General features: G+C 40.9%; 13 protein-coding genes. 5 read left to right on the top strand and 8 right to left on the bottom strand.

All coding sequences use genetic code 11. The features are described from left to right. Positions 1–27: 27 nt before the first annotated feature. Together HWQ36_RS04605 and HWQ36_RS04610 are read right to left on the bottom strand one after the other, a co-directional pair. Positions 28–912: an aspartoacylase gene (locus HWQ36_RS04605; RefSeq protein WP_292698572.1), complete on the bottom strand. Its 885-nt coding sequence runs from the start codon at positions 910–912 to the stop codon at positions 28–30. A 237-nt stretch (positions 913–1,149) separates the two neighbouring features. Further along, a complete protein-coding gene (locus tag HWQ36_RS04610; protein WP_292698573.1) occupies positions 1,150–2,205 on the bottom strand; it encodes a glutathione S-transferase family protein in 1,056 nt (351 codons plus the stop codon). Between the two features lie 598 nt (positions 2,206–2,803). On the opposite strand from HWQ36_RS04610, the gene HWQ36_RS04615 reads away from it, so the two are divergent. Further along, positions 2,804–4,291: a galactose oxidase-like domain-containing protein gene (locus HWQ36_RS04615; protein ID WP_292698575.1), complete on the top strand. Its 1,488-nt coding sequence runs from the start codon at positions 2,804–2,806 to the stop codon at positions 4,289–4,291. A gap of 48 nt (positions 4,292–4,339) precedes the next feature. Continuing rightward, a complete protein-coding gene (locus HWQ36_RS04620) occupies positions 4,340–5,287 on the top strand; it encodes a hypothetical protein (RefSeq protein WP_292698577.1) in 948 nt (315 codons plus the stop codon). 184 nt (positions 5,288–5,471) lie between these two features. On the opposite strand, the gene rbsK is transcribed toward HWQ36_RS04620, so the two are convergent. Both rbsK and HWQ36_RS04630 read right to left on the bottom strand, forming a co-directional pair. Next, a complete protein-coding gene (gene rbsK, locus HWQ36_RS04625) occupies positions 5,472–6,404 on the bottom strand; it encodes a ribokinase (RefSeq protein WP_292698579.1) in 933 nt (310 codons plus the stop codon). A gap of 481 nt (positions 6,405–6,885) precedes the next feature. Continuing rightward, a complete protein-coding gene (locus HWQ36_RS04630; protein WP_292698581.1) occupies positions 6,886–8,193 on the bottom strand; it encodes an Nramp family divalent metal transporter in 1,308 nt (435 codons plus the stop codon). Between the two features lie 216 nt (positions 8,194–8,409). Here HWQ36_RS04630 and HWQ36_RS04635 point away from each other — a divergent pair, with 216 nt between their 5' ends. Continuing rightward, a complete protein-coding gene (locus HWQ36_RS04635) occupies positions 8,410–8,562 on the top strand; it encodes a hypothetical protein (RefSeq protein ID WP_292698583.1) in 153 nt (50 codons plus the stop codon). 166 nt (positions 8,563–8,728) lie between these two features. Here HWQ36_RS04635 and HWQ36_RS04640 read toward each other — a convergent pair whose 3' ends face one another. Beyond that, complete coding sequence (locus tag HWQ36_RS04640) at positions 8,729–10,417, bottom strand: SulP family inorganic anion transporter (RefSeq protein ID WP_292698585.1); 1,689 nt, start codon at positions 10,415–10,417, stop codon at positions 8,729–8,731. A gap of 500 nt (positions 10,418–10,917) precedes the next feature. Here HWQ36_RS04640 and HWQ36_RS04645 point away from each other — a divergent pair, with 500 nt between their 5' ends. After that, on the top strand, positions 10,918–12,726 hold the full coding sequence (locus HWQ36_RS04645; RefSeq protein ID WP_292698587.1) for an ABC transporter ATP-binding protein: 1,809 nt from the start codon (positions 10,918–10,920) through the stop codon (positions 12,724–12,726). Between the two features lie 59 nt (positions 12,727–12,785). Next, positions 12,786–13,214: a hypothetical protein gene (locus tag HWQ36_RS04650; RefSeq protein ID WP_292698589.1), complete on the top strand. Its 429-nt coding sequence runs from the start codon at positions 12,786–12,788 to the stop codon at positions 13,212–13,214. 65 nt (positions 13,215–13,279) lie between these two features. On the opposite strand, the gene HWQ36_RS04655 is transcribed toward HWQ36_RS04650, so the two are convergent. The 3 genes from HWQ36_RS04655 to HWQ36_RS04665 form a co-directional block, all read right to left on the bottom strand. Continuing rightward, positions 13,280–15,010, bottom strand: coding sequence for a hypothetical protein (locus tag HWQ36_RS04655; protein ID WP_292698591.1), 1,731 nt, complete (start codon positions 15,008–15,010; stop codon positions 13,280–13,282). A 112-nt stretch (positions 15,011–15,122) separates the two neighbouring features. Continuing rightward, positions 15,123–15,530 (bottom strand): transcriptional regulator, encoded by a 408-nt coding sequence (locus HWQ36_RS04660; protein WP_292698593.1) that lies wholly within the window; start codon positions 15,528–15,530, stop codon positions 15,123–15,125. Positions 15,531–15,756: 226 nt separating this feature from the next. Continuing rightward, the gene (locus HWQ36_RS04665; RefSeq protein ID WP_292698595.1) at positions 15,757–16,059 is read right to left on the bottom strand and encodes a type II toxin-antitoxin system HigB family toxin; all 303 of its coding nucleotides are present in this window, start codon (positions 16,057–16,059) and stop codon (positions 15,757–15,759) included. Positions 16,060–16,217 lie beyond the last annotated feature (158 nt).

The raw sequence follows: 16,217 nt of genomic DNA on the forward strand, positions 1-16,217 counted from the left end.
GCGATTATACAAAAATTTTTCAACATCCTAGATATTGATTTGCTGCTTCTGAGTCAAACACATTGCAATTCCTTTTTCGTAATAAGCTGCCTCATTAATAAAAATCGGCCAAACGGTAGATGTACCCTGATAAACAATTGTTTTATCATCAAATGTTAAAAATATTGGATCTCCTGGGTTCAATGCTTGATAATCCTTGTCCTGAAGCTCTGGATGAATCATCCCAAAGATTTGACCATTCTGTTGTTTTGGATAGTCCACAACTGATAAATGGTGATAGACAATCAACGTTTCATTAGTTGATGAAATTTTACCTTGATTAAACCGTTCTAGATAGTCGAGAACCGCATAAACAAGTCCCTCTGTTTGTTGAAACAGCGTTGCTTTTAAGATACCTTGGGCAATAGGGCCAACCTCAAACGCAAAGCCTAATTCGCACAGAGAATTTACAAATGGATTTTCTGCAATTGATTTAAAAGAACAGCGATAAATCCTCACCAAAGGGCTAATCTGACTGAGATAAGCAGCCAATTGCAAGTTTAAGGGATGACTGTTTACCAAAATAATTGTCAGACCCATATTAGCTGTACTGCTGTGCAAGTCTAAGATAAAATCTGCTTGTTGATCTCTGTTTGATCCTAGAGTGTCCTGAATTGACTTAGCTTGCAATTCTTCATAACTGTTAAGAGTTGGATTTTGTAAATCTTGCTGGAGAAAACAGCGATTTAAATCTTTCTCTACATATCGCCTCCCTGCTGCAAAAGCGTTAGGATTTGCTAACAAAGTAACTGTCTCAAAACTTTGTCTAGTAATCAAGTCGGGAAACTGGGCAAATTTTTGGATTAAATAGGCCCCAGTAAACTCATTCCCATGAGTTCCACCAACAATTGCAACTCGATTAATCTGGTTCACAATTACACCCACTCCAGAATGCAGCCATCGAGGTCAATCAAGAGGCAGGGGTCGGGGGGAGATGTGGTTCGACTTCGCTCACCAACCGGGAGATGAGGGAGCAAAGAGAAATATTTAGTAATTTTTACTACTAAAATAGCTCGAAATACACTTGTTTGTTTCTCTCCCCCTGCTCCCCTGCTCCCCTGCTCCCCTGCTCCCCTGCTCCCTGCTCCCTTGCCTCTTTCTCAATGTACATTATGAAGCATTCACTGTGCCGATGCGATCGCGCCCAGATGGTTGATAAAGATAAGACATATCAGGCCCATCGGGAATAATCCCACCGGGATTGAGTGGGAATAGGTTCCCGTAGTAGTCTCGCTTCACACTCTCGACATCGCAGGTGTCAGCTACACCGGGAAGCTGATATACATCGCGTAAGTAAGCTCCCAAGTTGTGATAGTCTCGAATTCGCTGCCTATTGCACTTAAACAAACCGTAGTAGGCACTATCAAACCTAAACAACGTCGTGAATAAACGGACATCTGCAAGCGTGAGATTGTCTCCACATAAATATCGACTAGTTTGCAATGCAATGTCAATCTCATCAAGAGTCGCAAACAGTTCATTACAAGCTTGATTGTATGCTTCTTGGGTTTGGGCAAAACCGCAGCGATACACACCGTTATTTACCGCGTGATAAATTTTCTCATTCCACCAGTCAATTTTCTCTTTGAGTGCTTCTGGGTAAAGATTCAGTGTGGGATTGTTGGCGAACTCGTTAAATTCCGAGTTCAGCATAACGATAATCTCTGAACTCTCATTATTAACGATCGCTTTTGTTTGGTTGTCCCATAAAATTGGAACTGTAGAGCGTCCACTGTAACCAGGTTCTGCCAGTTGATAAAATTCAGCTAGTGTACGACAACCTTCTTCTTCTTCGTTGAATATCCAACCGCCTTCAATGGGAGAGGGAGAGACGATACATACTGATATTACCGCTTCGAGTTTTTTGAGCGATCGCACAACTAGGGTTCGATGCGCCCAAGGACAACCCAACCCAACATATAATTTGTAGCGTCCTGCTGCTGGTGGGTGTGGATTTCCTTCTTCTGTGCCAATGAACTTGCGAAACTGGCTATTAGGACGAATATATGCTCCTGACTGATTGCTAGGAGCAAGCTTTGACATCATTATCTGCCACATAGTCGTCCAGACAAACTTTCCCAGCCAGATGATGAGCTTCGGAGGGAGTGTCCTCCCCTTTTTCTTTGGGAGATTTTTTTCGTCATCCATCGGAGTCGAGTTGCTCATGGTGACAATCTTGCTTTGGGAATTCTTACAAGCTAATGGTATCAAACTTGCGATCGCTTTGCTACATCTATAACCAAGTAACTATTGCTTTCCTAAAAAACTGCTTACTCTCCCGAATTTAACTTGTGTATCTGCTGTAATAAATTGTCAATTAATTTAGTAAAAGGCTTAATCAAGATGGAGAAATTTTTTGATTTTCTTACTTATGTACCCTGTATCACATCACACCATGAATTACAAGTTTAATGTCAATAAGCAATAGTATTTAAAACCTAGTCACAAATCTATTTTGGAAACACAATTTTTAAGCCAGCGATACCTCATGCCAAGCCCGGAAATGTCTATGTGTTATAGATTACAGTATTGCTCATCCTTGCTGCAAGAACCCAGTATAGGGATTAATTCAATACTAAACAGCAGGGATAATTTATAGCATAATTACTATTGACTAAACGAATTTTACTTGAACTTGTTAATAACGATATCATATCTTCATATCGTTAATAAGTATAAAGAAATCTTCCTATAGGTATAAGTTTAGGAATAAATTACTTAAAGAAGAAAAAATAAAATTTACGTAGAACTAATTGTAAATAAAGTGACTCAAACTAACAACAAAAATAACCTTCTAGAGGAAACAGATTTAGGGACTTTCATAGCTCAGGCTACTACTACAGACAAATGGCAAGTATTGTCGTACAAAGCCCCAATCCTACCCATACATGCCGCCCTCCTTCGTACTGGTAAGATATTCTTATTCTGTGGTTCAGGTAACGATCCCGCTCGGTTAAATACTCCCTATAACAGTGTGGTTTGGGATGTAAACAAGGGAACCTTTACCTATCAAGCACCTCCATTGGATAGTAATAATCAACCTATTGACCTTTTTTGCGCTGGTCACTCCTTCCGCTCTGAGGGTCTGTTAATGGTTGCGGGTGGAACTCTGCGCTATGATCCCTTTTATGGTTCACCCTCGGCTCTACTATTTGATCCCATTACCGAGAAATGGGTCAAGATCCCATCAATGAATAATGGCCGCTGGTATCCTACTGTGTTAACACTAGGTAGCGGTCGAATCTTTGCACTGTCTGGGCTGGATAAAGATGGCAACCTCAACAGACAACCAGAAATTTATTCTGTGACATTTGCAAATGGTTGGAATGCTTTTCCCACAACTAGTCCCTTTCCGGCATACGCACAGCTGTTTCTACTAAGTAGCGGGAAAATTTTTTACTCAGGTGCCCAGATGGGCGGTAATTCTGGAGTAGCGCCGACTATAATAACCCTGCCAGAGACATTTACCCAATCCATTACAGAAAAAGTGGTGCCAGGACTGCAAGACCCAGGTTTTGGTAATCAAGGTGCTAGTGTGCTTTTACCACCTGCACAAGACCAAAAAGTTATGATTATCGGTGGGGGTAGTAGTACTACAGCAACAAACAGGGTAAATATTGTAGATTTAAAAGCTACTAATCCAACTTACGTAGCAGCAAAGTCTCTAAATTATGCTCGGATGCATCATAGCGCTGTTTTGTTGCCCGATCGCACAGTGTTTGTTTGTAATGGTAGCAAAATGAGTGAGGACACAACACAATCAATGCTGCCAGCAGAAATCTACAATCCAGCCACAAACACCTGGACAGTAGTAGCTAAACAAACTGTCCCCCGCGTATATCACTCCGTGGCCTTGCTGCTGCCAGATGGTAGGGTAGTTGCAGCTGGGGGGAACCCTCAACGGACTGTCAATGAACTGCGATTAGAAATTTATAGTCCTGCATATATGTCGCGCTCACGACCAATTATTCAGAGCGCTCCTCAAACATTGAGCTACGGACTGCAATTTACGATTCAGACACCCCAGGCTGGGAATATTAAATGGGTTAGTCTGATTAGACCAATGGCAACCACTCATTCCTGCGATACAGAACAAAGGATAGTCGATGTGCCAATTAATTCCAGAAACTCTACTTCTCTAAATGTCACGGTAACAAACAATCGAAACATAGCGCCACCAGGTTGGTACATGCTTTTTATTAGTGACAACAATGGGACACCTTCAGTAGCAACCTGGACGCGAATATCTTAGCCTTACCCGTTTAACTTAATAAAAGTCATTAATTCTAGGGGTGGAAATATGAATCACAAGCTCTCACGTCGGCAGTTTGGTCAGTTGGTACTTGCTGGAACTGTAGTATCTGGGCTTAGTTATCTAACCAACAAAACCTTAGCCCAAACACCAAGTTTAAATTCAAGTTTAAATAATATTATCGGTATAGGTTCTAGCTCTATCATCACCACAGACAAAACGGTTATTCCAGAGGTAAACACCACTGAATTAGATAGCACTGCCCCAAACAATCTATCCACAGATATTAAGCCTGTAGGACTTGTTTTGCAATCCTTAACCACAGGAAATAATCAGTTACTTGCGGATAAAAGTACGCCTCTATTAGAGCCTAATGAGATATTAAGTGGCTTCACTTCTTTAAGCGATGGCACACTTGTTGTAGCCATTACTCCTGTTACGACTAGTAGGAGACGGGCAACACCGACTCGGATTACATTTTTGGGTACGCCTGTAAAAACTTTGATAGTCTCAGGACTTAAACAGAATCAACAGCTTGGGAGCTTGCTAGGTACTAATGATGGGCGACTCATCGGCTTAGTAGGTAAAAAGAACGGTACACCACCGATTGTATTAGTAGATATTAACCTTCAAACAGGAGAAATAAGTTCTATTAGTAAGGTTAGATTCCCGAACGATGAGCGAGTCAGCAATCTAGCTGAGTGTCCAGATGGAAAACTCTATACTTCTTTAGTTGGATTCAATGGTGATACAACTTTGGTGCAGCTAGATTCAAATCAAAAAAAGCCGATCAGACTGGCACAATTGAAAGTTGACGATAAAGAATGGAATAATGGCTTACAAAGCTTAGTTTGCTCTGCAACAGGTCAACTCCTTGCCTTTGGAGCTATGAGGTATGAAACACCTAATGCTGTGTATAGCGTAGATAAGAACACTGGAAACATGACTCGGCTACAAGACTTTAACGCTACTCAGATTACGGTTACTCGTGGGTAGAAGAGATTGAGCCGATATCTAGCAAAAAAGTACTAAGATTTCATTTTGTCTTGAGGGCTTTTTATTGGCATCGATTTGTAAGCTGTTGCGCCTTTAATTTTAAGTCGTGGGTCTGAATCCCCGACTGATTGATTCTGACCAGAGGCAGAGGTTCTCCGGCTCTGCTCCTGAATTCTTCTTCAATCTAATCTCCAACAGATGCCTTTTCCTTAAGAAACGCATCAAATGTAAACCTATCGGGTAGTGAAGTTTGTGCGCCTGGTTTTGTCGTTGCTAAAGCACCTGCTGCTGCACCCCAAACAACTGCTTGATGTAAAGAAAGTCCTGCAAAAAGTGCCGCCGTCAAGCCGCCATTAAAAGCATCGCCAGCAGCTACTGTGTCAACTGCATGAACCAGAAACGCAGGTACAAAAAACTTTTCCTCAGCAGTTGCACAAAAAACACCTTTAGCACCCAGTTTAACGATCGCACATTTCACACCCCGTTGTAATAAAACTTCGGCTGCCTTTGCCGCTTGTTCCTCTCCATGCACAGGAAAACCCACCAACTGCGCGGCTTCAACTTCATTCGGTGTAATAATGTCCACTAATGGGTAAAGTTCATCTGGAAAATCAGATTGTGCAGGTGCTGGATCGAGAATTACCCTGATTTTGGTTTTTTTTGCGGCTTTAGCGGCTGCAACCACCGCAGTAATCGGAATTTCTAATTGTAAAAGCAGTGTTGTAGCTTCTGGTAATAACTGGGACAATCGTTCTACATCTTCTTGATTAACACGCCCGTTTGCACCAGGAATTACAATAATTTGATTTTCACCAGCATGATTTACGGCGATAATGGCGACTCCAGAACTAACAGTCTTATCAACGAAAATATTGCCAATTTGCACACCAGATGCTTGCAAATTGTTGACAAGTTCCACACCAAAATCGTCTGCACCTACACGCCCCACCATTTGGGTAGGAATTCCCAGTTTTGCTAATGCTACGGCTTGATTTGCTCCTTTACCTCCAGAAACTTTAAAAAATTCTTCTCCTAGCAACGTTTCTCCGGCAACTGGCAACCGAGGTGTTGTTGCTACCAAATCTATATTTATGCTGCCGAAAACGATAATGCTCATTTTTGTTGATATTTAAAGTCAATCTGTTAAGCTAATCAGCATTCAAGTTGCATAATCAAGGCGCTCATGGGGAGCATCCACTTTTGGCGGATTGCCCTCAGACTAGAAGTCTGGGGCTATACAAACCAAACCCGCCTTCGCGGGTTTCAGAGAGTCCGCGAAGGCGGACTTCGTTTGTGTAGCCGCGATTTCCAATCGCCCGGTGTTTCTTCCAAAAGTGGATGCTCCCCGCTCATGTTGCCCACCCCACAAGATATTGAGAAAATTTTAATATGCAAATTAGATGTATTTTAGCTTATCTCATCTTAACTGTTACCTGATAACAATCCTGACTTTTCACGGTATCTGGAAAACCTCTCTCTAAATCTCTCTCCTAGAAGGAGAGAGACTTTGAATTTTCCCCCCTTCCCGCATCGGGAAGGGGGCTAGGGGGTTAGGTTTTCGTGGGCTTTTCCACATGACCTGAATTGTCAGATAACAATCACCCCAAAATACTTTGTAATAGCAACCAAACATTTAAACCTACGATAACAATAGCAACTAACCAGGCTAAAGATTTTAACCATAATGGATTTACAAACTCACCCATCAAGCGGCGATTACTCGTAAACATCACCAATGGAATCACTGCAAATGGTAATTGTAAGCTGAGGATAACTTGGCTGAAAACTATCAGGCTGCTTGTACTATTCTCACCAAAAATAATGATAGTAATTAACGCTGGAATGATGGCAATCAGACGGGTTATTAAACGGCGTAACCAAGATGGAAAGCGAAATTGCAAAAAGCCTTCCATAACAATTTGTCCTGCCAGAGTTGCAGTTAGCGTTGAACTTTGCCCAGAGGCAAGTAAGGCAATACCAAAAATAGCACTGGCAAAACTAACTCCTAATAATGGTGAGAGTAATTTATAAGCATCTTGAATTTCTGCCACCTGCTGATTACCAGAAAAATGAAATGTCGCGGCAGACACAATTAAAATTGCTGAATTTATAAATAGTGCTAAAGATAAAGCAAAAGTTGAATCTATTGTGCCAAACTTAATTGCTTCCCATCTTTTTTCAGTATTAGGCTGCCAATTACGGGTTTGTACAATTGAGGAGTGTAAATATAAGTTGTGAGGCATCACTGTTGCCCCTAAAATACCAATAGCAATGTAGAGCATTTCTGGATTTTGTAAAATCTCTTTCTTGGGCAGATATCCCAATAAAATCCCCCCCATATCAGGGCGAGAAAACAGAATTTCTGCTGTAAAACAGATACCTACTGTTGCTACTAGCATTATTATTAGGGCTTCTGTATAGCGAAAGCCTTTATTTTGCAGGAATAACAATACCAAAACATCCACTGCTGTGATGCAAACACCCCATACTAAGGGAATACCGAATAAAAGTTGTAGTGCGATCGCACTTCCTAGTAGTTCTGCTAAATCACAAGCTGCGATCGCAATTTCACACAGTACCCACAAACAAAAACTTACCTTTGGACTGAAATAATCTCGACAAGCCTGTGCTAAATCTCGCCCTGTAGCAACTCCCAAACGTACACATAGTGATTGCAGCAATATTGCCATTAGGTTCGACAATAGGATCACTGTTAATAGAGTATACCCAAACTTTGACCCCCCAGCAATGTCTGTTGCCCAATTTCCCGGATCAATGTACCCCACTGAAACCAGATACCCTGGCCCTGTATAAGCCATCATCTTGCGCCAAAAGCTGCTGCTGTTAGGAACTCGAATACTGCGGTGAACCTCTGGTAAGCTAGGTTTGTTTTCTGGTGGAGTCATTTACTTTGCCATGAAATCTTCTCATATTCTTTTCATAATCTCATGAAATATAGAATAAACATCAACCTTTAGGTGAGTATGGATAAATCACTTGGGTTGGTGATATTTTGCCTTGGAAAATACCCCCTAACTTCTGGTTTTAAAGGGTTATACCAATTCTGTATGAAGATGCAATACCTTCGCCAAATCAAAAAATGTCTCGATTCGTAGGTTGGGTTGAGGCACGAAACCCAACAAATACGTTGGGTTTTGCTTCGCTCAACCCAACCTACAAAAAATGGCGAAGGTATTGAAGATGCACAGAATATTAAACGAACCGCCCTCCGGGTTCACAGTCGCCTACGGCGGGAAACCCGCCTACAGCGCTGATTCACCAAGTACGCCAAGAATAGAGAGTTACTCATTTAGTGCAGCTTCACATTAAATTGGTATTAGGGGGTATCTAGCTTTCAGGTTTTCAGTGCGTAAATCCTGAAGTATTAGGTTTTACTTGTCATTGCAAATATCGATTTTGCTCTGTTAACAGCAAAATATTTTAGTCATTTAATTCCATCAATTCTTTTGTTTTCAAATCAGCCGCGACAGGTTGAGAACATCTTTGGATTTGAGGAGAGATAGAGCAAATTGCATCTGTCGTTGTTTCAAAACAATTTGATAATCCAATTGTTTTTAACAATCCTGTTCGTTCTAATAGCTGTTTGACTTCGGGTTGTAAACCTGTGAGAATTAAGCGGCAATTGTGCCGTTCCAAGTCGTGGTAAATATCCTCTAAAGCTACTAACCCAGTTGTGTCCATATTTGGCACAAAGCGCAACCGGAGAATTAAATACTTCACTTCCGGTTCATCGCGGAGGAAGGTAGCAAAGCGTTCAGCAGCACCAAAAAATACGGGGCCATCTACGCGATAAACGGCAATTTCCTTACCTAATTCCAGAGGAGTACCAGGGGGAAATACTTCGGTTTCAGGTATTTTAACTAGACTTAAATCGCTCATCCGTTTGATGAACAATGCTCCGGCTGCAATCAATCCTACTTCTACAGCGAGAACTAAATCAAACAAGATTGTTACTAGCCAGGTGAGAATCATCACCGCAAAGTCGGAGTAGGTAGCACGCATCAATAAACCAATGGCTTCCCACTCAATCATCCGCACGCTAACTACCATCAGAATGCCAGCAAGTGCTGCTAAAGGAATTTGTGCTGCTAGGGGTGCTAAAGTTAAAACAATAATAGCTAAAGCAACGCCGTGAATTACCCCAGATAGTCGGGTTTTGCCGCCCGAACGAACATTGACAGCAGTCCGAGCGATCGCACCTGTTGCCGGGATGCCGCCAAAAAATGGGATAATAATATTTGCCAATCCTTGACCAATTAATTCGCGATCGCTATTGTGTTTTTCACTCACTGTCATCCCATCAGCCACAACCGCCGACAGTAACGATTCAATACTTCCCAGTGCAGCCAAAGCCAAAGCCGGATTAATCAGTTCTCGAATCACACTAAAATCATTCCAGTGGGGAATACCTTGGGGCATTGGTAAAGATTGTGGAATGCTGCCAATTGTAGGTACATCCAGATGAAAATAAGTTGCTATCCCCGTTGCCAACACCAACCCCACTAAAGAACCCGGTATTGTCGTATTAATCCTGGGCCATAAAATATTGGCTGCCATTACCACTGTTGCCAACCCAACAGCAGCCCAATTTAGAGCTTCTACATGGGTTAAACTTTGCCAAAGTCCCGGCAAAAAGTGTTCACTACGTGGTATTTGTAAACCAAAGAAATTATTTAATTGACCACAAAATATAATCACGGCAATACCATTGGTAAAGCCTGCCGTCACTGGATAGGGAATAAACTTCACTAGCTGTCCAAGTTTGGCAACCCCCAAGGCAATCTGGATAATTCCAGCCATCACCCCAGCAATCCAAACTTTCTCAATGCCGTACTTGGCGACAATTCCCACCAGAACCACAGCCATTGCACCTGTCGGCCCTGTAATCTGTACTGGCGAACCACCAAAAATTGCCGCGACGATTCCTGCCACAATAGCGGTATAAAGTCCCGCCTTTGGTTCCACACCACTCGCTACTGCAAAGGCTAAAGCCAAAGGCAATGCTACCACTGCTGCTGTTAGTCCACCTGTCAAATCGCCACGCAGTCCACTAAACCAGCGATTCAGACGTAAAAGCTGTGGTTCTTCGAGGATATCAGAGATTGCCATATTCGGTTTTAACTCTTATAGACAATTTTTTGCTGCACACATAGATGTGATATAATATGTGCCAAATTCAGCATAATACCCAAAACCTTAAAGAGCCAGGGGTAGAAGCCCCTTTATTATAGATATCTCGGAAAAAAGTCAAAATTATATTGTCATTATCATTAGTAGTAGTCTGTCAATAAATAATTGATGGATAAATCCCCCGTAGAGACGGCGATTTATCGCGTCTTTGCGTCTTTAACCGTCAAAATGAATTTGACAGACTAGTACAGCGCGGCGTAAATAAACCACCCATTCCAAATCAATGAAACCCTTACGGTACAGCAATTACGAATTACGAATTACGAATTACGAATTACGCCCTGCGGTACTAGTAGTTTGTAGAGTGCAGTCTTCAAGAATTCACTCTCAGTTTGTCTGAATTAAGTCTTCAATCTTCAGATTCAGGACTCCAGACTTGGTTGTGTGGTAATATCAACTGCACGAAACCGCAAAAAGCTGTGGCTACTGAATTAAAATCTCATCACGTATCAAGAATGCGTAAACATTCAACGCATCCTCTCCAGCGTTTGCTTGAGTATGGACATCAGTATCGGAAACAAATTTGGCTAGCGACTACTTATTCTATCCTCAATAAATTTTTCGACTTGGCACCACCCGGCTTAATTGGTGTGGCGGTGGATGTAGTAGTCAAGCAACAGGATTCCATAATTGCCCAGTTAGGGGTACGCGATGTCTTTGAACAATTTTTGATTATTTCCTTCCTCACTGTCATCATTTGGATACTAGAATCTGTTTTTGAATACGCCTACGCTCGACTTTGGCGGAATTTAGCTCAGAATATTCAGCATGACTTGCGTTTGGATGCCTACAAACATTTGCAAGAGTTGGAATTGGCTTATTTTGAAGAACGCAGCACTGGTGGTTTAATGTCTATCCTCAGTGATGATATTAACCAATTAGAGCGTTTTTTGGATGGAGGAGCAAATGATATTATCCAAGTTTCCGCAACTGTTCTAATTATTGGCGCTGCTTTCTTTATTTTGGCTCCTAGTGTAGCGTGGATGGCTTTATCACCGATGCCATTTATTCTCTGGGGTTCCTTTGCTTACCAACGACTGCTTGCGCCTCGCTACGCCGAAGTACGAGAAAAGGTAGGTTTTCTAAATTCGCGTTTGTCAAACAATATTAGTGGAATAACTACCATTAAAAGTTTCACTGCCGAAACTTATGAAGCCTCTCGTTTGGAATTAGATAGTGAAGCTTATCGCCGTAGTAACTCTAAAGCAATTGCTCTTTCTGCTGCTTTTGTACCGTTAATTCGGATGCTAATTTTGGTGGGTTTCACGGCATTACTTTTATATGGTGGGATGGCAGCAGTTTCTGGAAAAATGTCTGTAGGTACTTACAGTGTATTAGTATTTTTAATCCAGCGCTTGCTGTGGCCTTTAACAAGATTAGGCGAAACTTTTGACCAATATCAACGTGCAATGGCTTCTACTAATCGAGTCATGAATTTGTTAGATACTCCTATCGCCATTCATACAGGTGATGTGACGTTACCTGTAGATGAAGTGCGAGGGGAAGTGCAATTTAAAAATGTTTATTTTGCCTATAAAGATAGATTTCCAGTAATTAAAAATCTGTCTTTGGATATTCCGGCGGGGAAAACCATTGCAATTGTGGGTTCAACGGGTTCTGGGAAAAGCACTTTAGTCAAACTTTTGTTGCGGTTATACGAAGTGCAAACAGGAAGCATTACTCTTGATGGTATTGATTTGCAAAGTTTGAATTTGCAAGATTTACGCCGTTGTATTGGCTTGGTGAGTCAAGATGTCTTTCTATTTCATGGTACTGTAGCAGAGAATATTGCTTATGGTAGCTTTGAGACTACAGAGCAAGAAATTATCACGGCGGCGAAGATAGCTGAGGCCCACGAATTTGTTATTAACTTGCCCGAAGGTTATGAGACAATTGTGGGGGAAAGAGGACAAAAGTTATCTGGTGGACAAAGACAACGGATTGCGATCGCTCGTGCAGTCTTAAAGAATCCCCCCATTCTGATTTTAGACGAAGCTACCTCAGCAGTGGATAATGAGACAGAAGCGGCAATCCAGCGATCGCTAGAACGGATTACAGTAGATAGAACTACAATTGCGATCGCTCATCGTCTTTCCACTATCCGCAATGCCGATTGCATTTATGTCATGGAACATGGGAAATTAGTAGAGTCGGGAACCCATGAGCAACTGCTAGAGAAAGATGGAATTTATTCTGGCCTCTGGCGTGTACAATCAGGTTTAAGATAACTTTCACCCCTTCTTTCTGTTTTAATTACGAATTACGAATTACGAATTACGAATTATTTATGTTTTTTGGCAATAATCAACCAGAATCAGGTGATAACAAGTGGCGTGGCCAGTTGGATAAGTTTGTCAAAGCAAATCAGCAAGAATTGGCGGCGCTGTTTTGGGGATTGTGGTTAGCAAATGGTGACAGTCAGGGTACTGTTGGTATTGATTTGCAACCAACGCCGCATTTTGTTTATTGTCCGAAAGAACAGATAGAGAATTTAAATATTAGAGTTGAGAATCGGCTTCAGGAAATTTTGGGAATTGTGGAGAATCACAAACCGGATGTGGAAGTTGTGATGATTGGGATTGGGAAGGGGGAAATTAAGTTAATTCAGTTTGCACCGGAACCAGCGCCACCGATTTGTTTTGAGCAAGCTGGGAAGGATGTGGATGGGTTATTGGATGTGCTGGAAGAGAGGATGAGGGAGGAGATTGTTTTTTAACGCAAAGGAACGCTAAGGGAAGCGCAGAGGTACGCGGAGGAAGATAAGAACTCTGCGCTTGTTGTTTAGTTCATTGCTTTGTGGAAATCTGGGTAAGTTAGATTTTCGGCACAATGCCAGATAATGTTAAATACGGCTTCGTAGCGATAAGAACTGTTTTTGTAGAACTTTTTACTGAGATAGTCTTTTAGGGTTATGACTATTTGTGGTAAATGTTCTTTTTGGATGATGCTTGTCAAATTATCAGCTATATCTAAAAGACAGGATTCATAGGATAGCCACTCCGAAGGAAATAAATCTTCATTTTCATATTCTTCAACCGCAAGATCCTGATAGGTTTGAATTAATCTAATAAAGACGGCGATTAGTTCATTTAGTTTTTTGGTTTCTATTTTTATACTTGGGTTAAGTTGTTGTAACGTATAAGCAGCACTTATCAAAATTGATTCATGCTTTGTAGTGTTCAATAGCCGAATTAGAGTATCAAACGCCTGTTGATTATTGGAGTCTATTTCCAGCAAGATAAAGAGCGCATCTAGAGATGTACGCTCATCTTTTAAATTAACCATTTTCCACATGGCTTTAATTATTTGCTGCTGGTAGTCATTAGTTCGCGCTAGTATATCTGCTGCATAAAAATACACCCATTCCTCCTCAGCAGTTTCAAGTATTTGGGATAAAGTGGTAATTGCTACCCTATTACCTGAATCGAATTTTCCTAGACATAAAGCAGCCTTACAATGGAAAAATTCATTCTCAGTGGTTTTAATTCTCTCAGTTAAAATAGTAATTGCAGCTTTGTTACCTGGATCAATTACCATCAGATATCTGACAGACATATCGAGCAAATATGTATTCTCGGTAGTTTCGAGAATCTGAACTAAAGTATTTAATGCTATTGGATTACCTGGATCAATATCCCACAAAGCCTTAGCTGCATGTGAACAAATCACATCATCTTTGTATCTTTGGATGAAATCAATCAGGGTAGCGATCGCAATTTGATTGCCATAAGCTATGTTGCCTAAAGCTATAATTGCACCTTGATATATGTCTTCTAACATCAAACACTCAGTTGCGATCTCATCAGGCTTCATTTGGATAAATTGGATTAAAGCAGCGATCGCAGTTTCGTTACCGTAGCCAATTTTCCCTAAGCTATGAATTACATTCCCAGGCGTTATTTTGATGAATTGGATTAAAGTAGTAATTACAGTTTCATTGCCATAGCCAATTTCCCCTAAGCTACGAATTGCAGTCCGAAGATGAGAGTTATTTTGCTGAATTAGTAGCATTAAAGCAGCGATCGCACTTTTATTACCCGGATCAAGTATTCCTAACTCTTCAGCTGCAAGTCTAAGAATTGTGCGACTTTCAGTAGTATGAACCAAATGCACAAAAGCAGCAATTACCCGTTTTCTATCGGTTAATTCCAGCGTTTTTCTAGCTGTCTTCACCAATGGTTTTGGTAGTATCTGCCAATCTCGCTTATCCTGCCGAAAATAGGCATAACTCCATTTCAGCAGTTTTTCTACAATTGCATCACCCAAACTACATTCTGGGAACTGCGATAAAGCCTCAGCCGCCAAAAAATAAGCGCGATACCGATAAAAATCGCCGCATCCGTCATCAAAATCTATTAAAGCTTGGATAAAATCTTCTTTTTGCTGCTTATCCACATCCTTTTGGCTGAACCAGTGGAGAATCTCTGCTTTCCACTCCGGCTCAAAGATGCGGTAAGTGCCTTGATTTAGATTGCTGCGATCGTGCTTAAAGAAATACTGCCAATCATGCATTGCCTCCTACCCACTTCGAGATGTGGGACGAAAGGGACTTAAACGAATCTTGCTACATAAGTTGGCTTTCTGTCAAGTCCACACGCAATGAGAATCTGTAAAGTTTTCCGTCTTATGACTCAAAAAAAGCAGCAGGTGAAATATGAAAAAACTCCGCGAGTTTACGAATATGGTTAACTGTCAGCTTGCGCTGTCCACTCAAGACTTCAGATACAATAGACTCGGTTTTAAAGATAGGAATTAAATCTTTTTGTCGCAAACCAAATTCGGCTATTAACGCTTGAAGTAATTCTACGCCATGAATATCAGGTATAGAATGATGTTTTTGCTCGTACTCGTAAACCAGAGTACCTAAAACATTAAGATAGTCTTGTTCATCTGGTATTAATTCACCTTTATCAATCAAGGAATCTATTACTTCTTGCGTAGCCAGAAATTCTTCCTCGGAAGTTATGGGACGAGGAGGAAAAGATTTGAGTAGTTTAATATACGTTTTAGTAATACGTGTTCCAGGGATCATTTTGCTAGATATCTTATAGTTTCAATCCCTAATAGGGATTTTGATTAATTGGAACTCAAACAATTTGGCTCATCTTATCATCCAGATATCTGAGAGTTTCAATCCCTCAAAGGGATTTTAATTAATTATAACTTAGGGATTATATTCATGCTGCTGTTAAAATATCTGAGGGTTTCAATTCCTAAAAATGATTTTTTAAATTGTTACTTTAAAAGAATGGTTAGCATCAAGCGAACCAATGATCATTTTTCCAGTCATCTTTGTCATATTCGGCATGTGTCAGTATATGGCGAATAAAAACTTTTTGATATTCGTAATCGACTAAAGTAATCAGTCGATAATTATTACCACCTATGTTAAAAACTGTGAAATTACCGACTTGATCGGCTGATGGAAAAGTTTGGCGTAACTCTACCAAGTTCTGCCACTCTGCTACAGATGTAAGTTTGTACCATAATCGAAGGCTAGTTTGTGCATTAGAGTGTTTTTCCCAGAACTCAGAAAGTCTTGCACGACTGATAATGTGCATAAATTTTTGGTGAAGGGTATTTTTTCATAGAGGTATTTTTTGGTCGGATACTAGATAATCTTAGCAAATTGCGAAGTTATTGTAGATATTGCCCAACTGACTTTTAGAAAAACGGTATTCACACGGGAGAAAATACTCTCATCGGGGAAACCTAATAA

The organism is Nostoc sp. NMS2, assembly GCF_017115105.1.
Taxonomy (GTDB): domain Bacteria; phylum Cyanobacteriota; class Cyanobacteriia; order Cyanobacteriales; family Nostocaceae; genus Nostoc.